The sequence below is a fragment of the Pseudomonas hormoni genome, from assembly GCF_018502625.1.
GTDB classification, from domain to species: Bacteria; Pseudomonadota; Gammaproteobacteria; order Pseudomonadales; family Pseudomonadaceae; genus Aquipseudomonas; species Aquipseudomonas hormoni.
In genome coordinates, this window is sequence record NZ_CP075566.1 from 4,173,763 (window position 1) to 4,194,873 (window position 21,111).

The window sequence follows — 21,111 nt, forward strand, 5'->3', positions numbered from 1 at the left end:
GACGGCTAACGCTGTCAGTTGCGCGAAAACTCGACGAATGTCGCGACGACTTGCTCGATTTGAGTTCGGCTGACGTCCATGTGCGTGACCATCCTAAGGCGACTGGCAGCGCTCAACTTGATCCCGCGCTCGGCGGCAAAGGCTTTGATCGCCTCGGCCTGATCGCCCATTTGCACGTAAACCATGTTGGTCTGCACCGGCTCGACGCTGTAACCGGCCTTACGTAGCCCGTCGGCCAAAAACTGTGCATTGGCGTGGTCGTCGGCCAGGCGGTGAACGTTTTTATCCAGGGCATACAAACCTGCCGCCGCCAGAATACCGGCCTGACGCATGCCGCCGCCGACCATCTTGCGCAGGCGTCGCGCCTTACCGATCAACTCCACCGAGCCGCACAGCACCGAACCGATCGGCGCGCCCAGGCCTTTGGACAGGCAGACCGAGACCGAATCGAAATACTGCGTGATTTCACGGGCATCGACACCCAGTTTGACGGCGGCGTTATACAGGCGAGCGCCGTCCAGGTGCAGGGCCAGACCGTGTTCACGGGTGAAGCTGCGGGCCCGGGCCAGGTATTCCAGTGGCAGAACCTTGCCCTGCATGGTGTTTTCCAGCGCCAGCAAGCGGGTACGAGCGAAATGGAAGTCGTCCGGCTTGATCGCTGCGGCGACCTGCGAAAGGTCCAGCGAGCCATCGGCCTGCACTTCCAGCGGCTGTGGCTGGATCGATCCGAGCACCGCCGCACCGCCACCTTCATACTTATAGGTGTGGGCCTGCTGGCCGACGATGTACTCGTCACCGCGTTCGCAGTGGGCCATCAGGCCCAGCAGGTTGCTCATGGTGCCCGTCGGCACGAACAGCGCCGCGGCAAAACCCAACCGATTGGCAAGCTCGGCTTCCAGTCGATTGACGGTCGGATCTTCGCCGTAGACGTCGTCACCGGTAGCCGCGTTGGCCATCGCGTGGAGCATCCCTGAGGTCGGTTGGGTGACGGTGTCGCTGCGAAGATCGATAACACTCATGAATCTGGCCTCGGTAAGCAGGGGGAAAATCCCTTTCAGGAAGGAATTACTGCGGTCATGCCGACGAATAATCAACCCTTGGTCAGGAAAAGGCTGCTTGATCCGACGAAAAAGTCGATAGCAATCATCAGATAGCCGCAATGCACAGGGGCGAAATATGTGTTAAAAACGCTGCGCCGCCAGACAATCTGGCGGCAAAACGTTCTCAGGGCGGGGTGCAACTCCCCACCGGCGGTAATTGCGCGCAATGCGCATAGCCCGCGAGCGCTTGGCGACAGCACGGCTTCGGCGGTGACTGGCGACAAGGTCAGCAGACCCGGTGTGATCCCGGGGCCGACGGTCATAGTCCGGATGAAGAGAGAACGGGATTGGCGCCAAAGGGCCGTCCGCGGGCATTCGTGCGAGCGTGCGTACCCTTAAATCCCATTCGATTCATATGCCCTGTTTTTTACATAAACAGGAGTCAGAACATGCAACCCACCGCAATCGACAGCAAAAGCAAAAACCATCAGGGCGAGCGCGTTGCGTTCATTCAGGCCTGCTGGCACAAGGAAATCGTCGACCAGAGCCGTAAGGGCTTCGTCGCTGAAATGATTGCCCAGGGTTATCAGGAGTCGGAGATCGATTTCTTCGAAGTCGGCGGCGCCTTTGAAATGCCCCTGCACGCCAAGTTGCTGGCCAAGACCGGACGTTATGCCGGTATCGTCGCGGCCGCCCTGGTGGTGGATGGCGGGATCTACCGTCATGAGTTTGTGGCCCAGTCAGTCGTCAGCGGCCTGATGCAGGTTCAACTGGAAACCGAAGTGCCGGTGTTCTCGGTTTCCCTGACCCCGCACCACTTCCACGCTGGCGAAGAGCATCAGAAGTTCTTCTTCGATCACTTTGTGCACAAGGGTCAGGAAGCGGCGAAGACTTGCGCCGACACCCTGCAGAAGGTTCGTGCACTGCGCCGCACCGAGCCGCTTGCCGTAGCCGTCTAAACACCGGACATAACTGTGGGAGCTAGTCTGCTGGCGATAGCGGAGTATCAGTCGACATCCAGGGTGACTGACACATTGCAATCGCTAGCAGGCTAGCTCCCACATTGGTTTGTGTTGTGCTCAGGCGAGGTTGTCGTCGGTGGTCGGCACGATCAGGATGCCGGCGCGCAGGCCATTCTTGACCTTAGGGTTCGGGAAGATGATCCGGGCACCCTCTTCCTCGATGATCCACCGTGTCTGGGCGATGTCTTCGGCCAGCAGATAACCCACTTCCAACTCCGAGAAGTTCTCGATGTCCGCTGGCAGGTTCAAGCGGAAGCTGTCGCTGTGCTTGATGATTTCCCGCGCCACGCTGAACAACTGCAACCCATCCAGCGCCGCTTCGGTCAGCTCCGGCTCGGTGCCTTCGATGATCTGTTTGAGGCGGGTTTCCAGCAGGGAGACGTTGACGCCATCGTTCTGCCCGAACGGCCGCGCCTTGCCCAGCTCCAGGGTGAAAGACTCGGCGCCGAGCTTGTCGTAGGTGTAGGAGCTGAAAACGATGGACGGTTTGTTTTGCAGCAGCACCGCTTCCATACCGGCGGCACGCAAGCGAGCCAGTTCCTGACGGGAATGCTGGTGACCTTCTTTCCACGGATACAAAGCGAACTGCTCGATTTTCGAGCCACGAATCGCCGTGTGCAGGTCGTAGTGCAGACGCTCACGATCCGGCAGGCTGAAGAAACTGGCCGCCAGTCGCTCCAGTTCACAGGCGCGCAGGGCTTCGGAACCGCTGGTTTGTTCGTGGCGGCCGTTGAACAGCCGATTGACGTCCTGCTCGATGAAACGCTCGCCCTTGCGAATCGCTTCCGGGTTGCCGAACAGGAACAGAATGCGTGCGCGCGGCTTCAAGTCGCCGCGGGCGATGTCATGCAACAGGCGATCAAGCAACTCGATCGGCGCTGTTTCGTTGCCATGGATCCCGGCTGACAGCAGCAGGTCCAGGCCGTTGTCCCGAGCTTCAGGTGGCCGGACTTCCAGCGCACCTTCGCTCAACCAGCGCATCCGCACGCCTTCGACAGTCAGTTGAGTCTTCTCCGCCGGTTCGCGGCCGGCGAGGGTCAGTTCAAGCAGTTTGCCGAGGGCGAGCATAGAGCGGTTTCCTTAGTGGTCGTGTGCGCAATCCGGGCCGTGCACGTGGTCTTCGTCACCGACTTCAGCCGGTTCCATTTCCAGTTGCAGACTTACCAGATTAGTCGCCAATGGGCGCAGCAGCAGGTTTGCGTATTCAGCGTCACCTTCTTCGACGTCCACGCCGATCAGCAGTTGGCCACGGCCGTCGTGCTGAATCCACAGCTCTTTGCCTTGCCACAGGACCGCGACGCGGGTGCAGGACGTTTCCAGTTGCGTGCCGTCGGTGTCTTCAAGGATCAGCTGCAGGGTATCGCTCATGTGTTTTACGCTCTCGACGTTCAATTGATCTGGAATGGATAAACCGCGCCCAGTTTAAGGATTTGCGTCAGTTCATCCAGTGCCGTCCGGCACTCAAGCAGCAATTGCGGGTCCGCGAGATCGTTTTCGGTCATGCGGTCGCGGTAGTGCTTGTCGACCCATTCGGTCAGCGTGCCGTACAACGGTGCCGTCATGATAACCCCTGGGTTGACGGCTGCCAGTTCGGTTTCGTTCAGTGCGACGCGCAAACGCAGGCACGCCGGGCCACCGCCGTTCTGCATGCTTTGCTTCAAATCAAAAACTTTGACTTCGCGGATCAGGCCGCCAGAGCTGGTCAGGCTTTGCAGGTACTGCCAGACGCGCTCGTTGCCACGGCATTCTTCCGGCACGATCAACAGCATCGAGCCATCAGGACGCGACAGCAGTTGGCTGTTGAACAGGTAGGAACGTACCGCGTCTTCCACGGTGACCGCAGAACGCGGAACGCAGATCGACTGGAATTTCCCGCCGACCTTGGCGAGTTTGCCTTGCAGCTCGGCCAGCATCTGGTCGGTGTCGAGGAACGCGTCCTCGTGATAGAACAGCACTTCGCCGTTACCCACCGCGATCACGTCGTTGTGGAACACGCCCTGATCGATCACCGAAGGGTTCTGCTGCGCGTAAACGACGCCGTCATCGCTCAAGCCGTGCAGACGGGCAACCGCTTGCGACGCTTCGAGAGTCTGGCGCGCCGGGTACTTCTGCGGCGCCGGGTAGCGGGTGTCAAATGCGCTGCGACCGAACACGAAGAACTCGACGCCGGCTTCACCGTATTCACGGCAGAAACGGGTGTGGTTGGCCGCGCCTTCGTCGCCGAACTGCGCCACCGCCGGCAACGCGGCGTGGTGAGCGAAGTGCTTCTGGTCAGCGAACATCGCGCCCAGCACGCGGCTGGTGGTCGGGTGTTCGATGCTGCGGTGGTATTTGCAGTTGAGGTTGGCGGCAGTGAAATGCACGCGACCGTCGGCGGTGTCGGCACTCGGGCTGACCGTGGCGGCGTTGGCCACCCACATGCTCGACGCCGAGCAGCTGGCGACCAGCAACGGCATTGCGTCTTTGGCGGCTTGCTCGATCACTTGCGCGTCGGTGCCGCTGAAGCCCAGTCGGCGCAAAGCCGCCACGTCAGGGCGCTCTTGTGGCGCCAGCACGCCTTGTTGAAAGCCCATTTCCATCAGCGCTTTCATTTTCGCCAGGCCTTGCAGCGCGGCTTCCTTCGGGTTCGAAGACTGCTGGCTGTTGCTCTGGGACGCGACGTTGCCGTAGGACAGGCCGCCGTAGTTATGGGTCGGCCCCACTAGACCGTCAAAATTGACTTCATAGGATTTCATCAGCGAGGCTCCACGAGAATCTGTTGTTATAGGCATCTGGTAAACATTCAGTCAGACCGAGGCGCGGCCTTCGCGGGCAAGCCTCGCTCCTACAGGTTTGTGGTGTGCGCCGATCATGCGAACGACACAAAACCTGTAGGAGCGAGGCTTGCCCGCGAAAGGGCATCACGCCATCTTCACGCCTGGCGTAAGGGCCGCAGGCAACACCAGGCTCGGCGTTTCCAGCGAGGCCACCGGGTACGCGCAGTAATCTGCCGCGTAGTAGGCGCTCGCGCGATGGTTGCCCGAGGCACCGACACCGCCGAAAGGTGCGCTGCTCGCAGCACCGGTCAGCTGCTTGTTCCAGTTGACGATACCGGCACGGCTTTCCAGCCAGAACTGCTGATAACGCGCTTCGGAATCCGACAGCAGACCGGCCGCCAGGCCATAGTCGGTGTCGTTGGCTTCAGCGATCGCCGCTTCAAAATCAGCGTAGCGGATCACTTGCAGCAGCGGGCCGAACAGCTCTTCGTCAGGACGATCGGCCACTGCCGTTACATCCAGAATGCCCGGCGTCAGCAGCGCGGCTTGCGCCTGAGGCTGAGTCATTTCCAGCAGCGCCACGGCGCCATTGGCCAGCAGATGTTCCTGCGCGTCCATCAAGGCTTTCGCAGCGCCGAGGGAAATCACCGAGCCCATGAACGGCGCCGGTTGCTGATCGAAGGCACCGACTTCAATCGTCGAGCTGACCGCCACCAGACGCGCCAACAGCGTGTCGCCCCAGGCGCCCTGCGGCACCAGCAAGCGGCGAGCACAGGTGCAACGCTGACCGGCGGAAATGAACGCCGACTGAATGATGGTGTAAACCGCGGCATCAAGATCGGCCACTTCATCGACCACCAGCGGGTTGTTACCGCCCATCTCCAGCGCCAGGATCTTGTCCGGTCGACCAGCAAACTGCTGGTGCAAGTGATTGCCGGTGCGGCTCGAACCCGTGAAGAACAGACCGTCGATGCCTGGGTTCGCCGCCAGGGCGATACCGGTTTCACGAGCGCCTTGCAGCAGGTTCAACACGCCTGCCGGCAGACCGGCTTCGATCCAGCACTTGACCGTCAATTCGGCAACTTTCGGGGTCAGCTCGCTCGGCTTGAACAGCACGCTGTTACCGGCCAGCAGCGCCGGCACGATGTGACCGTTGGGCAAGTGACCGGGGAAATTGTAAGGACCGAACACTGCGACCACGCCATGCGGCTTGTGGCGCAACACGGCGGTGGCGTCGCCCAGCGGGCCGCTCTTCTCGCCGGTGCGTTCACGATAGCTCTGCACCGAGATCGCAATCTTGTTGACCATGCTGGTCACTTCAGTCGCCGACTCCCACAGCGGTTTACCGGTTTCTTCACCGATGCAACGCGCCAGCTCGTCAGCGTTGTTTTTCAGCGCTGCGGCAAAAGCCTCCAGCACGGTGATGCGTTCATCCAGGGTACGACGGGCCCAGCCCGGAAACGCCTGACGCGCCGCTTGCACGGCCGATTCAACCTGAGCGGCGGTAGCGCCCTCGCCGGCCCACAGCACTTGCTGGGTCACCGGGTTCAGCGACTGGAAGGCTTCGCCCTGACCGGCAAGCCATTCACCTGCGATGTATAGCGAATTCATTATTTCGACTCCCGAGCAGCAGACAACGGAACGGCGCGAACCTGATCGCCGGCGTTGAGTTGAAGACGTTTGGCGGTCTGTGGATCGACGACCAACGTGCCGGCGGCGAAGCGTGCTGGTGCGGCAGTGATCCGGCAGTCTTCGCGCTTGCGGTTGTGAATCAGGAAAGGCGTGGCATCGTCACCCGGCGTGCCAATGGCCAACACCAGCGCCTGGCTGTCGCGCACCGCGCGGATCTTGCCGGTTTCGCACTCGACCGCCGGGCCGGCGTCGAAGATGTCGACGTAGCCTTGGTAGCTGAAACCTTCGCTCTTGAGCATCGACAGCGCCGGCTCGGTGTCGGGGTGAACCTGACCGATCACGTTGCGCGCATCCGGCGACAGGAAGCAGGTGTACAGCGGGAATTTCGGCATCAGCTCGGCGATGAACGCCTTGTTGCCCACGCCAGTCAGGTAATCGGCCTGGCTGAATTCCATCTTGAAGAAGTGCCGACCCAGGCTTTCCCAGAACGGCGAACGCCCGGCTTCGTCAGACACACCGCGCATCTCGGCGATGATCTTGTTGCCGAACAGCTGCGGGAACTCCGCGATGAACAGCATCCGCGCCTTGGCCAGCATGCGACCGTTGAGGCCCGTGCGGTAATCGGCGTGCAGGAACAGCGAGCACAGTTCGGAGTTGCCGGTCAGGTCGTTGGCCAGGAACAGCGTCGGGATTTCGCGGTAGATGTTCAGCTCTTGCGAGGCGCTGACCGTCAGGCCAACCCGGAAGTTGTACCAGGGTTCACGCAGACCGACGGCGCCGGCAATGGCGGAAATACCCACCACTCGACCATCGTCGTCTTCGAGCACGAACAGGTAGTCCGCGTCGCCCCGCCCGGCTTCGCCGCGAAAGGTCTTCTCGGCCCAGCCGACCCGATGGGCCAGACGCTCTTCGTTGGCCGGCAAGGTGGTCAGGCCGGTGCCGGTGCTGCGGGCCAGGTCGATCAGAGCGGGTAAATCGCTGCTGCGTACGGGACGAACGATCATGCTATCTCCTCAAACGGGCCGCTTGCGCCACCCGCGAAACTCTCTGCTTTTCAGGCATTAAAAGCAGTCGTTAAACCGCCACCAGGCGCACGCTCGCACCTTCACCGACGCCCAGGGCCTCGGCTGCTTCCAGGTCCAGGGTCACGGGTTTGCCCGGCGCGTAATCGAGCTCGAGCAACACGGCGCGGTAATCCTGCAACTGGGCGTTGGACACTAGGTATTGACGACCGGCGCCTTTGACCGGCTCGCCGATTTTCACCGGAACCACACGGCTCTGGGCGATCGAACGGATCCCCGAAACACGCGCATGCAGGGTCGGGCCGCCGTCGAAAATGTCGATGTAGTGATCGGTCTCGAAGCCTTCGCGCATCAGGATGTCGAAGGTGATCTGCGCCCGTGGGTGCACCTGGCCCATCGCTTCTTGCGCGGAGTCCGGCAGCAGCGGCACGTAGATCGGGTAATGCGGCATCAATTCGGCGAGGAAGGTTCGGCTCTTCAGACCGCACAGGCGCTCGGCCTCGGCGTAATTAAGGTCGAAGAAGTTGCGACCGATGGCGTCCCAGAACGGCGAGTCGCCGTTTTCGTCGCTGTAACCGACGATCTCGGTCACCACGGAATCGGCAAAGCGCTCCGGATGGCTGGCCACGAACAGCAAGCGACCACGGGAGTTGAGCTCGGCCCAAGGCGACCCCACCAACTCGCGCTGTACGTAGAAACTGGTCAGCAAACTGTTGCCGGTCAGGTCGTGGCACTGGGAGAGCACGTGAATCTTGTTATGAATCTTCAACTCGCGGGAAGCGTGCACGAAGGTTTCATTGCGGAAGCTGTAGAACGGCTCCGAATAACCGGCTGACGCCACGATGGCAGAACAGCCCACCAGTTTGCCGGTGGCGGTGTCTTCGAGGACGAAGAAATAGCTCTCTTCACCATTGAAGCTGACTTCGGCGGAGAACGAAGCTTCGCTCGCGGCGATCTTGTCGCTCAGGCGTTCAACGTCATCCGGCAAGGAAGTGACACCAATCGGGCTGTCCGCAGCCAGACGCTGTACCTCGCCCAGATCAGCCATTTGCGCGGGGCGCATCACCAGCATGGTGTCACTCCTTAATCTCAGAACTTACAGAAGAAAAAATCCCGGGCCATCCCTGATACAACTCAGAGTCAACTGTGGGAGCTAGCCTGCTAGCGATATCGTCCTGTCAGGCAACAATGATGTTGGCTATCAGGCCCTCATCGCTAGCAGGCTAGCTCCCACACTTTTGATCCAGCCCGAAACAAAAATTTGGATCGACACCTGAAAATGTCAGGCGTCGAGGGTCTATCAGGCTTGCGTCAGTTTCGCCGCAGCGCGTTCGAAGCGGTTCAGACCTTCGTCGATATCCGCATCTTCAACCACCAGACTCGGGGCAAAACGCACCACGTCCGGGCCGGCTTGCAACACCATCAGGCCTTCACGCTCGGCGGCGTTGAAGATGTCCTTGGCCTTGCCTTTCCAGGCATCGCTCAGCACGCAACCAATCAACAGGCCCATGCCACGAACCTGGGTGAACAGGCCGTATTTCTCGCCGATCTGTTCCAGGCGAGCCTTGAACTTGTCGTGCTTGGCGTTGACGCCAGCCAGCACTTCAGGGGTGTTGATCACGTCAATCACCGCTTCGGCCACTGCACACGCCAACGGGTTGCCGCCGTACGTGGTGCCGTGGGTGCCGACGACCAAGTGTTTGGCCAGGTCTTCGGTGGTCAGCATCGCCGCGATCGGGAAACCGCCGCCCAGGCTCTTGGCGCTGGTCAGGATGTCCGGGATCACGCCGTATTGCTGGTAGGCGAACAGCTTGCCGGTACGGCCCATGCCGGTTTGCACTTCGTCGAAGATCAGCAGCGCGTTGTGCGCGGTGCAGAGGTCACGGGCGCCTTGCAGGTATTCGAGTTCGGCCGGGATGACACCGCTTTCGCCCTGGATTGGCTCCAGCACCACAGCGCAGGTCTTGTCGGAAATGGCGGCTTTGAGCGCGGCCAGATCGTTGTACGGCACGTGAGTGATGCCAGTGATCTTCGGACCGAACCCATCGGAATACTTCGACTGACCACCGACGTTCACGGTGAACAGGGTGCGGCCGTGGAAGCTGTTGAGCGCGGCGATGATTTCGTACTTCTCGCTGCCGAACCGGTCGAAACCGACGCGACGGGCCAGCTTGAACGCGGCCTCGTTGGCTTCGGCGCCGGAGTTGCAGAAGAACGCACGCTCGGCAAAGGTCGCGTTGATCAGCTTATGCGCCAGGCGCAGGGCCGGCTCATTGGTGAACACGTTGGACACGTGCCACAGCTTGTTCGCCTGTTCGGTCAAGGCACCGACCAGCGCCGGGTGCGCATGGCCCAATACGTTGACGGCAATCCCGCCGGCGAAGTCGATCAGCTCGCGGCCAGACTGATCCCAAACGCGGGAGCCGGCGCCACGCACAGGAATGAAGGCGGCAGGCGAATAGTTGGGAACCATTACCTGATCGAAATCGGCGCGTTCTACCGCAGCGTGCTCAACGGACATCGGAGTCTCCTGAAGAGGAACACCCGCCTGAAACTGGCGAGCGATGGGGGGATTGTAAGGACAGTTTTCAGCCCGGCCTTGCCGCCAAGCGACAACTTCTTATAGCGCAAACCCCGGTTTTTCCCGGGTTTACGGCAATGCGACATATAGGGTCGCAAAGGCGCAGTTTAAACTGCCGGCACACGTTATAGGCAGGCATGTAGCGTGGTGCGGTAAATATGTACCGCACCCGGCGCGTCACCCTCTGTTTTGCTTGCGTCCACTCCAAACGCTAAAGGACTGGCGCCATGAATCAACACGAACACGGGCTTACCGCTCATCCGGACACACTGTCCAAAATCCTTCCGACCTGGTTACTACAAACGTCGCCCGACACGCGCCGCGCACTGAAGAATGTCACGCCCGACGCTTCCTTCCGGGACGGCCAGGCAAACGACCTGCATGAGCAGGCACTCAAAGCACTCAAAACAATCAAAGCACTCAGCATCGAACACTGGGAGCATCGAAACCGGCTGGAGCAACTGCTCGGCAAACTGAAAAACGCCCGGGACTTTGCCGAACCGCTTCTGACTCAGGCCCTGACAACCCGCTTCGGCCTGGAACTGGACGTCAAGACAACCTTCCTGCGCCTGTACATTCCTCAGACCATTCCGTGGTTTTCGGTCAAAACCGGAGCCGCCCGCACCTGGACGGTGTCATTGCTCGACGCTGCACTGCACAACTTCGAAGAATCGGAGACACAAGCAGATGCCTACGACGCCGCGTCCACCTTTATCACCGAGCCCTCACCCACGGGACAGTTCGACACCCTGCCGACGATCAGGCAGAAAATCACCATCGCCGGATTCACCCGGCTGTGTCGGGAGCTGGACATCGGCGGCCAGTACAGCGCTTACCTCGACGACAATCTGGGGGTCACCAATCCGCTGATCGACACTGTTTTAAAGTCAAACGTCAGAAACGCACACCAGGCCGCGCTCAAATCAGCACTGCATCTTGGGCAGCTCCGGCAAGACCTGGATCAGGATGCCTGCGAGCGGATTCTTGATCTGCTGGAAGGACGCCCGAGCATGACGCTGAACGGGGAGCGACTGCATTGTCATGACTTGACGATGATGTCTTCGGCGCTGACCGGCATTGTCATTTTTGCTCCCGACCTTGAGCGCACGCGCGAGGTATCGCCGATCGTGGTCTACATCCCGGATGACCCCGAGCATCCCGTCAAGCAGTACCCCGATACGCTGGCGTTCATGAAAGAACTGACCCACAAGTTGCGTTCGCCTGCCTATCAACAGTTTTTCAGTCGTTTCGTCGATCACCAGGAACGAGGCCATTTTTTCGCCGACCTCAACCACCGCCTCAGCACCGTGACCTGGCATCAGCGCCAACACGGTGACCCAACGCCCAGTTGGCGGGATACGCCCATCGACAAACCCAACCTGCAGTTTTCGGTGGGCACCCTCAAAATCGGTCTGTGGTCCCTCTATCAACGGCAACTGGACAAAATCCTCAATGATGCGCGCACTATCGCCATCTCCACCGCCAACGCAGACAGGAACGCGCGATGGGCACAGTGGGACGCCTTCAGCAAAATCGCCTCGACGATTCTTGAAGTAGCCGCCTTCGTTGCCCTGCCCTTTGTACCGTTCCTCGGTGAACTAACGCTGGCCTATATGGCCTACCAGGCGCTCGACGAAACCTTCGAGGGCATCGTGGATTGGGCCGAAGGGTTGAAAAAGGAAGCGTTCGGACACCTGATGGGGGTCCTCGAGTCGGCCGTTCAATTGGGGACATTCGCCGTGGGCGGTGCCATCGTCATGGGGGAAGTCAAACCGCTGCTGTCCCGGGAAACGCTGAGGTTTTTTGACAAGCTCGCACCGGTCATGAGCACCGATGGAAAAACCCGCTACTGGAAGCCGGACTTGTCGCCCTACGAGCACTCCACCAACCTGCCGACAACAGCCAAACCCGACCACCTCGGCCTCTACCGGCATGAAGGCAAAACCCTCCTCCCCATTGAAGACAAGCTCTATGCGGTAAAACGCAACGGCGAGACCGGTCAATTTCAGATTCAGCACCCGCAGCGCGCCGAGGCTTATCAACCGCTTCTGCGGCACAACGGCCACGGTGCATGGCAGACCCGACTCGAACAACCGCTGAGCTGGGACCGGGAAACCGTCATGCGCCGAATCGGCCATAGCGTCGAATCGCTCTCCAGCGAAGAGCGCGAGCAGATCCTGCGTATCAGCGGTTATCACGAGAACATGTTGCGCGAGATGCATGTCGACAACCTGCCACCGCCGTCACTGCTGACCGACGTGATCAAGCGCTTCAAAATCGATCGGGATATCCAGACGCTTAGCGAGCAGATCGGCAGCCCGGACCCCGATCACTATGAGGCCCTGACCCATCGCCTATCGCTGTTCGAATCTCGCTATGGAGAACTTGAAAGAACCCATGATCGCCAGACCCAGCTACTGCTCGGCGAGGTGTCGGGGCTACCTACAGACATCGCGCAAGAACTGGTGAGCAATGCAACTGGCTCAGAACTGCTGCAACTGCACAACGGTCGTGTGCCCCAGCGCCTCAAGGATGTCGCGCACAAAGCCATGGAAGCTGTACGGGCGAGCCGTGCCCACGAGGGACTTTATTCTGATTCGCTGGAAACCGCAGACACCTATCGTCTGGCGCTGCACAGCCTGGAATCGCTGCCCCATTGGCCCGATACCCTGCGCATCGAAGTGAGGGATTATTCCCATGACGGAGTGCTGCACGACAGCATTGGCCAAGCCAATGCGCCCCTCGTCAAAACGTTGGTGCGCGGTGACGACGGCACCTACCGGGCTTATGAGGATAGCGACCTGCCCGGCGACTTTTACACCGCCATACTGCAAGCATTACCGAAAACAGAACGTGACCGGTTGGGCCTCTCCATTGACGATGGCCAACGCCTCAAACGGCGCATCGCGGAACATGCCCTGAACCAACCGCAATTACGCAAGCTGTTTGCAAAATATCCTCACCGAAAGCCCTTCTACGATCCCACCACCATGCGCCTGCCTGGAGGATCAGAGGGTTACAGCCGCAATCACCCCAATTCACCTACGCTCGATGAACGGGTTCGCGAGGTTTATCCCGGCCTGACCCAAGAGGAACTGCGGACCGTGGTCGCCGATTTACAGCGTCACCCCGATGGCGCTCGCATTGAGCTTGCTCGCTTGCATAACGAACTGGGTCGACTGCATCAAGAGCTGAACACCTGGATCAACGATGCACCTGTCGTTCATCCAGAAACCGGTCTGGCACTCAGCGATCTGGGGCGCCAGGCCGAACAGCACAATCGCCGGCTACTGGCTCAGGAAATCCAGCGCAGCTGGCGCCGGCAATCAGACCGAGACCTGGATGCGCCGGAAAACAGTGTCCGGTATGTGCTGCGCTTCGAGGAGCCGATACTGGGCGACCTGCCGGCACTGACGGCCGACTTCAGTCACGTGTCGTTACTTGCCCTTGAAGGTAGGCAGGCAGAGCACGGACTTCACGGTTTCCTGCAACACTTCAAAAACCTTCGTCGTCTCGATTTGCGCCGCATCTCCCTGACCACCCTGCCCGACGCCATCCCCCAAATGGCAAACCTCGATACGCTGTTGCTCAGCGATTGCGGTATCAGGTTTGACGCCATGGCCTGGTCAAAACTGTCCTCCTTGAAAAAACTGGCGATGCTGGACCTGTTCCGCAATCCGTTTGATGCGCTACCCGACATCGAAGCCATGCCTGAACTGATGCATCTGGACCTGAGTGAAACAGGCCTGACTGAAATGCCCGCCGGCGCCCTGAAACACCCCCGGCTCAACACCCTCTTACTGATGAACAACCGGATCACCGAGTTACCTGACGGGTTGTTCACCAGCGTGCTCTACGACAAGCGCGGGGTGCATCTTTCAAACAATCCGCTCACCCTCCAGACACGCGAACTCATCAAGCAACAATACTTCGAAACCTCTTACGATTTGGGCGTGCATGCCCCCGACACGGATATAGAGAGAGTCAGGGCGCTCTACCCGAATCTGGAAGTCGAGCAGGCCAGCGATTTCGTCTACGAATTGCCCGGCACACTGGAAGATGGCCGCATCGAGCTGACAAATCTGGAAGCGGAACTCACTCAACTGAGCAACGATCTGGCGGCCTGGACAGCCGACGTGCCACCTCTGCACCCGCTGACGGGCGAACCGTTCAATGCCTACCAGCTATTTACCGAGCACGCCAACCGCGACGAAATCATGCAAGTGCTGGAGCGATGCTGGCGGCACGACAGCGATATGGACGACTTCAATGAAGTGCTTGAACCCACCTTTGAACTCAACATACGCCCCGTTGTAAACGGGGAGCTGCCCACCCTGAGCGCCGACTTCAGTCATGTCTCGTCACTCGTACTAGAGAGCGCCGATGGTGTGACGCGCATCGGGCGTTTCCTGGAGTCCTTCCCCAAACTGAAACGCCTTCGGCTGCGTGATTGCGACCTGGGCAATATTCCCGATGCAGTGTTCAAGATGGGTCAACTGCGGTCGCTATCGTTTAACAGTTGCCGCATCGGTTTGTCTGCGGAGTCGGTAAAAGCGCTGGCAGGAATGGAACAGCTCGACTATCTGGATCTGGGCTTCAACCCGTTGGGGCAAACACCTGATCTGAGTCAGATGCCGGGGCTCTCAACCATCCTGCTCCACGAAACAGGCATCACGGAAATACCCAAGGGCCTGTTTCATCTGTCCGAACTGGATTGGTCAGACTTGAGCAACAACGCAATCACGGAGCTTTCCAGCGACCTGATGGAACTGCCGGTAGAAATTGCAGAAAACATCACGCTCAGAGGCAATCCGTTTTCGGAAGAGAGCCTGTCACGCCTGATCAGTTACTTCGAACAAACCGGCGTGGATTTTGGTGTCGAAGAAGTAATCGATCGAGGTGAAATGCAGGTGTCCACCTCTGAAGGTTCCGAGATCGACGAGTAGCTCAACCGCGCTCGGAAGGCACCGACGACAACTCGAACGGACTGCTGCTGCGCCGCTGGTTGCGATCTTCCCGCGGCGTGGCGCCGAAGAAGTTGCGGTAGGCGCTGGAGAAATGCGGCCCCGAGGAGAAGCCACACGACAGGCCGATCTGGATGATCGACTTGCTGGTTTGCATCAGCATTTGCCGGGCCTTGTTCAGCCGCAGTTCCAGGTAGTACTGGCTCGGCACGCGGTTGAGGTATTGCTTGAAGATGCGCTCCAACTGCCGACGGGACACGCACACATGCTGGGCGATTTCGTCGGTGGTCAGCGGTTCTTCGATATTGGCTTCCATCAGCAACACCGCCTGGGTGAGCTTCGGATGGCTGGAACCGAGGCGATTCTGCAGCGGAATGCGTTGGCGCTCGCCGCCTTCGCGGATGCGCTCGACCACCAGCTCTTCGGACACGGCACCGGCCAGTTCGGCACCGTGATCACGGGCCAGCACTGCCAACAACAGATCGAGCACCGACAGGCCGCCGCACGCGGTCAGGCGATCGCGATCCCAGTCGAACAGATGACTGGTGGCGATGACTTTCGGGAAACGCTCGGCGAAATCGTCCTGCCAGCGCCAGTGCACGGCAGCGCGATAACCATCGAGCAAACCGAGTTGCGCCAACGGGTAGACACCGGCCGACAGACCACCGATCACGCAACCGGCGCGTACCAGTTGTTTCAGCGAACTGCTGAGCGCCGGCGCGAGTGTGGTCGGCGGCTCATCGGCGAGCAGGAACAGTTTCTGGAAGTTTTCGAGCTTGCCGGCCCACGGTTCACCCGGCAATTGCCAGGCGCCTTCAGTCGGCGGTTCGGCCTGCAAAAACGACAGTTCGTAGACAACGTCCGGATGCACACGCTGGGCAACACGCAAGGCCTCCTCAGCCAGCGCAAGCGTCAGTGCTTTAGTGCTGGGCCAAATCAGGAAACCAATTCGATGGGCAGTCATGGCGGGCAATCCGAAACGAAAACAGTGATGAAGGCATGGGCCAATGCTAGCCCGTAAATGAACGCAAATCTCAAAACCAACAGAGATCTAAATGTGGGAGCTGGCTTGCCAGCGATAGCGGTGGGTCAGATAACATCTCTGGTGCAGACATACCGCTATCGCTGGCAAGCCAGCTCCCACAGGGATCGGAGCCGGCCTTCAGGTTGCGAAGCATGCACTATCCCGGTGCGCAACGGGAGTTCGGTTTACTTCAGGCTGCCCGAGAGGAATTGTTGCAGACGCTCGGACTGTGGATTGACCAGCACCTCACGCGGGTTCCCACTTTCTTCAACGACACCTTTGTGCAGGAACACCAGCTGGTTCGACACTTCACGGGCAAAGCCCATTTCGTGCGTGACCACCACCATGGTCCGGCCTTCGAGGGCCAGGGCCTGCATGACTTTCAGCACGTCGCCGACCAGTTCCGGGTCGAGCGCCGAAGTCGGTTCGTCAAACAGCATCACCTCAGGTTCCATCGCCAGTGCACGGGCAATCGCCACGCGCTGCTGCTCGCCGCCGGACATATGGCCTGGGTAAGCATCTTTGCGATGCGCCACGCCGACCTTGTTCAGGTAGTGCTCGGCTTTTTCGCGAGCTTCAGCCTTGGACATGCCGAGCACGTGGACCGGCGCTTCCATGATGTTTTCCAACGCGGTCATGTGCGACCACAGGTTGAAATGCTGGAACACCATCGACAGGCGCGAACGCATGCGTTGCAGCTGTTTCGGATCGGCCGCTTTCATCGCGCCGTCCTTGTTCGCCACCAGTTTCAGCTCTTCGTTGTTGAGCAGAATCCTGCCCGCGTGCGGCTGCTCCAGCAGGTTGATGCAGCGCAGGAAGGTACTTTTGCCGGAGCCACTGGAGCCGATGATGCTGATCACATCGCCAGCCGCCGCTTTCAGGGACACGCCCTTGAGCACTTCGTGACTGCCATAGCGTTTATGCAGGTCTTGGACTTCAAGTTTGTACATGCGGTCGGTTCTCACAAAAACAGTCAGTCAGTCGTTGAGCAAGCGCCCGTGACGCAGCGCTTCGCGCCCCGCCACCTTGGCCAGCCAGAAACCGGGTTGGGCATAACGCAGCCGTTCAATGGCAAACAGCACCCCGGACGTACCAGCACACACCGTGCTGACCCGATCCGATAACGGATCGATCACTTCGAAAATCTCGTCGCCGGCTTCGATCCACTCACCGGGTTTACGCAAGAAACTGATCACGCCCGGATGCGGCGCGAACAGCAATTCGGTGCCTTCGAACGGCATGCCTTCGCACGCGTCCTGCGCAGGTTTCGGCCATTCGCCGCTGATCAAGCCTTGCTCGGCGAGGAAAGCGAGAATGCCTTCAGCGTAAGCGCAGGCTTCAGCGCGACCGGTATCGGCCTGACCACCTAATTCAATGGTAGTCGCCAGGCAGGCCAGTGGAATCTGCGCGTCCGGGAACTGACGCGACAGACGCAGCCACGGCAGCGAACAGGCTTCGTCAAAGGAGCTGCCGCCGGAATCTTCCGCCAGCAGCCCCACTTTCACATTCAGGTGAGCGGCGAGCGAACGCCATTGCGGCCAGTGTTGCGGCAAAGCGTACATGTGCAGCGCTGCTTCGGCGTCGCAATGCAGATCCAGCACGACATCGGCAGTGCAGGCATGGCTGAGCAAAACGCGCTGCATGCCTTGCAGCTGGCTGCTTGCCTCTGGCAATGCCGCCAGGTGATCGCTCATGGCCTGACGGATCAAGCGGATATTGGCGTGCGGATCATCACCCAGGTGCCCTTCCAGCTCCGCGGCCACTGGCGCGCTCAGCTCGACGAAGTCCCGGTTGAAGTTCTTGCCGCTGCCCGCTTCAAAACGCCCTTGATGATTGCCTTGCAGCAATTGACCGAGGCCCAGTGGATTGGCCACCGGCACCAGCTCGATCACACCGTTGAGCAAGCCTTGGGCTTCGAGTTCGGCCAGGCGCTTTTTCAGCTCCCAGGCCGTGCGCATGCCCGGCAACTCATCGGCGTGCAGGCTGGCCTGGATGTAGGCCTTGCGTTCACCGCTGCCGAAGCGGAACACCGAAATCTGGCGTTCACTGCCCAGGTGGCTCCACGGCAATGCGTGATCGATGCGTTCCATATCAGTGCTTCCGCGGGGCCAGGTAGCCCAGCCAGCGGCGCTCGGCCAGTTTGAACAGCTTCACCAGAATGAAGGTCAGGCAGAGATAGAACACACCCGCCGTGATGTACGCTTCGAAAGGCAAGTAAAACTGAGCGTTGACCGTGCGCGCGGCACCGGTGATGTCGATCAGAGTCACGATGGACGCCAGACTGGTGGTCTGCAGCATCATGATCACTTCGTTGCTGTACTGCGGCAGCGCCCGGCGCAGGGCCGACGGCAGCAGGATGCGTTTGTACATCTTGAAGCGCGACATGCCCATGGCCTTGGCCGCTTCGATCTCACCGTTCGGCGTAGCGCGCAGGCTGCCGGCGATGATTTCAGCGGTGTAGGCGCTGGTGTTGATCGCGAAGGCCAGGCACGCACAGAATGTTGCGCTGGACAGCCACGGCCACAAGAAGCTTTCACGTACCGCTTCGAATTGCGCCAGCCCGTAGTAGATCAAAAACAGCTGCACCAGCATCGGCGTGCCGCGGATCACGTAGGTGAAGAGCCAGGCAGTCATGTTGACGGCTGCGTTCTTCGAGACGCGCATCAGCCCCAGCGGCAAGGCCGCCAGCAGACCGAAAAACAGCGACAGCGCGAGCAATTTGAGGGTGGTCACCAGGCCGCCGAAGTACAGCGGCAAGGCCTCCCAAATGACGTTGTAGTCGAAGATCATAGATCAGCCGCCCTTACGCCTACCGAGTAGCGCTTCTCAAGGTGACGCAATGCCAGCAACGAGACACTGGTGATCACCAGGTACATCGCCGCCACTGCGAGGAAGAAGGTGAAAGGCTCGCGGGTAGCGTCTGCCGCCTGCTTGGCCTTGAACATCATGTCTTGCAGACCCACCACCGAAATCAGCGCGGTCGCCTTGGTCAATACCAGCCAGTTGTTGGTGAAGCCCGGAATCGCCAGGCGAATCATCTGCGGCACCAACACCCGGAAGAACACCTGAAAACTGCTCATGCCGTACGCCATGCCGGCTTCTGCCTGCCCCTTCGGGATCGCCATGAACGCGCCACGGAAGGTTTCCGACAGGTACGCACCGAAGATGAAACCCAGGGTGCCGATACCGGCGGCCAACGGGTTCAGGTCGATGTAATCGTCATAGCCCAGCATCGGAGCCACGCGGTTTAGCAGGTCCTGACCACCGTAGAAAATCAGCAGGATCAGCACCAGGTCGGGAATCCCGCGGATGACCGTGGAATACAGATCGCCCAGCCAGGCCAGCCAGCGCACCGGGGAAAGACGCAGCGCAACGCCGATCAGACCCAGAAGGATGGCCAGGGCCATGGACGACAAGGCGAGCTGAAGCGTGAGCCATGCGCCATCGAGGATGACAGCCCCGTAGCCTTTCAACATGATTCAGGTCCTCGAAAGTTGGGATGAAAAAATGGCGCAAACCTCAGTGATCCTGTTGCTTGCGCCATTTCGGACTTGTCGCCTGGACGTGTTACTTGCCGTAGATATCGAAGGCGAAGTACTTGTCCTGGATTTGTTTGTATTTGCCGTTCTCGCGAATGGCGGTGATCGCGGTGTTGATCTTGTCTTTCAGCGCGTCACCCTTGCGAACCGCGATACCTACGCCGTCGCCGAAGTATTTGACGTCGGTGAAGGCCGGGCCAACGAAGGCAAAACCTTTGCCGGCGTCGGTTTTCAGGAAACCGTCATCCAGCAGCGTAGCGTCTGCCACGGTGCCGTCGAGGCGACCGGCAGCCACGTCGAGGTAGATTTCGTTCTGCGAACCGTAAGGCTTGATCTCGGCACCCAGCGGGGCCAGGACTTCGCGGGCGAAACGCTCATGGATCGAACCACGTTGCACGCCGATGTTCTTGCCCTTCAGCTCGGTCAGGCCTTCGCTGACTTGAGTGCCGGCCTTCATGACCAGGCGGGCCGGGGTGTTGTAGTACTTGTTGGTGAAGTCCACGGACTTCTTGCGGTCTTCAGTGATCGACATGGACGACAGGATCGCGTCGATCTTGCGCACTTTCAGTGCTGGGATCAGACCGTCGAACTCTTGCTCGACCCAGGTGCACTTGACCTTCATCTCTTCGCACAGGGCGTTGCCGATGTCGTAGTCGAAACCAACGATGCTGCCGTCCGGTGCTTTGGAAGCGAACGGAGGGTATGCCGCTTCGATACCAATTTTCAGAGGCTTTTCATCGGCGAAGGTTGGCAGGGACAGCACGGACAGTGCCAGGGCGCCAAGCAGCACGAGTTTCTTCATGTCGGGACTCCATCGGTAAAGGGCTAAAACGGCAGAGTGAGCAACAGCCCAATATGCGAATGAATAAAACCGGAAAGCGGTTGCTGCGTCCTGGGAAACCGGCGTTGTTTTCAACGCGAGCAACGACGAGCGAGTGATCGGCATTCTAACGACAGGCCCGAAGCCGATATTTCTTCAATGCGACAACAAATTACAGAAGCACCGAGAAAGCCGATTGGGCACGTTGACAGCCTTGCAATTTCATGCAAGAGCAAAAGACAGTGAACCGATCTTTATTGCAAGTTGCGGGCCTATTATTGGCAAAGCCTTCTAATCCGGCAAGCGTAGCGTGGGTTCTTATTTTTTTGCCGAGCTGAAATGCACCGTTGCGGGCTTATGGCGTTTCTCAATACCCCGTATCGGCGCTAGCGGTTACACATTCAGTTACTTGAAGGGTGGCGGGTAACAGTGGGAAATGGACTACAGATGAAGCCGATAATTATTGGGCGTTGTTTATTTAGCGCCTGACAGATCGCCATCGCGGGCAAGCCCGCTTGTGTCTAGATCTAGGAATAAGCTCTGGGGTGAGAGGGGTGAATGGCAAGCTGTGAGTCCGCGGTGCTTAAAGCACGTGTGGGAGCCAAGCTGCCATTCACCTTTCCACTCTGGCCCATAAGCCCGAACAGTTGGACGAGCAGCCACTCGAAATCACAAGCGTGGGCAAAGCCAGAGCACTCTCACTCCTGAGTG

The 21,111-nt window shown here is 59.6% G+C and carries 16 protein-coding genes and 1 riboswitch; of the genes, 2 read left to right on the forward strand and 14 right to left on the reverse strand.

The features are described from left to right. Window positions 1-14: 14 nt before the first annotated feature. The gene (ltaE, locus tag KJF94_RS19455) at window positions 15-1,019 is read right to left on the reverse strand and encodes a low-specificity L-threonine aldolase (RefSeq protein WP_214377990.1); all 1,005 of its coding nucleotides are present in this window, start codon (window positions 1,017-1,019) and stop codon (window positions 15-17) included. A gap of 197 nt (window positions 1,020-1,216) precedes the next feature. Continuing rightward, window positions 1,217-1,387, forward strand: a riboswitch (FMN riboswitch). Between the two features lie 102 nt (window positions 1,388-1,489). Here ltaE and KJF94_RS19460 point away from each other — a divergent pair. Further along, window positions 1,490-1,999, forward strand: coding sequence for a 6,7-dimethyl-8-ribityllumazine synthase (locus tag KJF94_RS19460; protein WP_214377992.1), 510 nt, complete (start codon window positions 1,490-1,492; stop codon window positions 1,997-1,999). 120 nt (window positions 2,000-2,119) lie between these two features. On the opposite strand, the gene astE is transcribed toward KJF94_RS19460, so the two are convergent. The 7 genes from astE to KJF94_RS19495 form a co-directional block, all read right to left on the reverse strand. Continuing rightward, a complete protein-coding gene (gene astE / locus KJF94_RS19465) occupies window positions 2,120-3,130 on the reverse strand; it encodes a succinylglutamate desuccinylase (protein ID WP_214377994.1) in 1,011 nt (336 codons plus the stop codon). A gap of 12 nt (window positions 3,131-3,142) precedes the next feature. Beyond that, window positions 3,143-3,430 carry a hypothetical protein gene (locus tag KJF94_RS19470; protein ID WP_027923932.1) on the reverse strand — a complete coding sequence of 96 codons (288 nt, stop codon included), beginning with the start codon at window positions 3,428-3,430 and terminating at the stop codon, window positions 3,143-3,145. A 20-nt stretch (window positions 3,431-3,450) separates the two neighbouring features. Further along, complete coding sequence (gene astB / locus KJF94_RS19475; RefSeq protein WP_214377996.1) at window positions 3,451-4,797, reverse strand: N-succinylarginine dihydrolase; 1,347 nt, start codon at window positions 4,795-4,797, stop codon at window positions 3,451-3,453. A 165-nt stretch (window positions 4,798-4,962) separates the two neighbouring features. Next, window positions 4,963-6,432 carry a succinylglutamate-semialdehyde dehydrogenase gene (gene astD, locus KJF94_RS19480; RefSeq protein WP_214384911.1) on the reverse strand — a complete coding sequence of 490 codons (1,470 nt, stop codon included), beginning with the start codon at window positions 6,430-6,432 and terminating at the stop codon, window positions 4,963-4,965. After that, complete coding sequence (astA, locus tag KJF94_RS19485; RefSeq protein ID WP_214377998.1) at window positions 6,429-7,454, reverse strand: arginine N-succinyltransferase; 1,026 nt, start codon at window positions 7,452-7,454, stop codon at window positions 6,429-6,431. Before astA ends, astD begins: the two co-directional genes overlap by 4 nt. A gap of 70 nt (window positions 7,455-7,524) precedes the next feature. Continuing rightward, the gene (aruF, locus tag KJF94_RS19490) at window positions 7,525-8,544 is read right to left on the reverse strand and encodes an arginine/ornithine succinyltransferase subunit alpha (RefSeq protein ID WP_214378000.1); all 1,020 of its coding nucleotides are present in this window, start codon (window positions 8,542-8,544) and stop codon (window positions 7,525-7,527) included. Window positions 8,545-8,772: 228 nt separating this feature from the next. Next, on the reverse strand, window positions 8,773-9,993 hold the full coding sequence (locus KJF94_RS19495; protein ID WP_214378002.1) for an aspartate aminotransferase family protein: 1,221 nt from the start codon (window positions 9,991-9,993) through the stop codon (window positions 8,773-8,775). Window positions 9,994-10,280: 287 nt separating this feature from the next. Between KJF94_RS19495 and KJF94_RS19500 the strand changes: the two genes are divergently transcribed. Beyond that, the gene (locus KJF94_RS19500) at window positions 10,281-14,999 is read left to right on the forward strand and encodes a dermonecrotic toxin domain-containing protein (protein WP_214378004.1); all 4,719 of its coding nucleotides are present in this window, start codon (window positions 10,281-10,283) and stop codon (window positions 14,997-14,999) included. A gap of 1 nt (window position 15,000) precedes the next feature. On the opposite strand, the gene KJF94_RS19505 is transcribed toward KJF94_RS19500, so the two are convergent. From KJF94_RS19505 to KJF94_RS19530, 6 genes are all read right to left on the reverse strand, one after another. Further along, window positions 15,001-15,981, reverse strand: a complete 981-nt coding sequence (locus KJF94_RS19505) for a GlxA family transcriptional regulator (RefSeq protein WP_010457247.1) — start codon at window positions 15,979-15,981, stop codon at window positions 15,001-15,003. A 245-nt stretch (window positions 15,982-16,226) separates the two neighbouring features. After that, window positions 16,227-16,991 (reverse strand): ABC transporter ATP-binding protein, encoded by a 765-nt coding sequence (locus tag KJF94_RS19510; RefSeq protein ID WP_109634103.1) that lies wholly within the window; start codon window positions 16,989-16,991, stop codon window positions 16,227-16,229. Between the two features lie 27 nt (window positions 16,992-17,018). After that, window positions 17,019-18,131 carry a M14 family metallopeptidase gene (locus tag KJF94_RS19515; protein WP_214378006.1) on the reverse strand — a complete coding sequence of 371 codons (1,113 nt, stop codon included), beginning with the start codon at window positions 18,129-18,131 and terminating at the stop codon, window positions 17,019-17,021. 1 nt (window position 18,132) lies between these two features. Continuing rightward, on the reverse strand, window positions 18,133-18,831 hold the full coding sequence (locus tag KJF94_RS19520) for an ABC transporter permease (protein WP_017340228.1): 699 nt from the start codon (window positions 18,829-18,831) through the stop codon (window positions 18,133-18,135). After that, complete coding sequence (locus KJF94_RS19525; protein WP_017340229.1) at window positions 18,828-19,517, reverse strand: ABC transporter permease; 690 nt, start codon at window positions 19,515-19,517, stop codon at window positions 18,828-18,830. Before KJF94_RS19525 ends, KJF94_RS19520 begins: the two co-directional genes overlap by 4 nt. A gap of 91 nt (window positions 19,518-19,608) precedes the next feature. After that, entirely contained in the window at window positions 19,609-20,382 is a 774-nt protein-coding gene (locus tag KJF94_RS19530; protein ID WP_150633306.1) for an ABC transporter substrate-binding protein, read from the reverse strand. Between the last annotated feature and the right edge of the window lie 729 nt (window positions 20,383-21,111).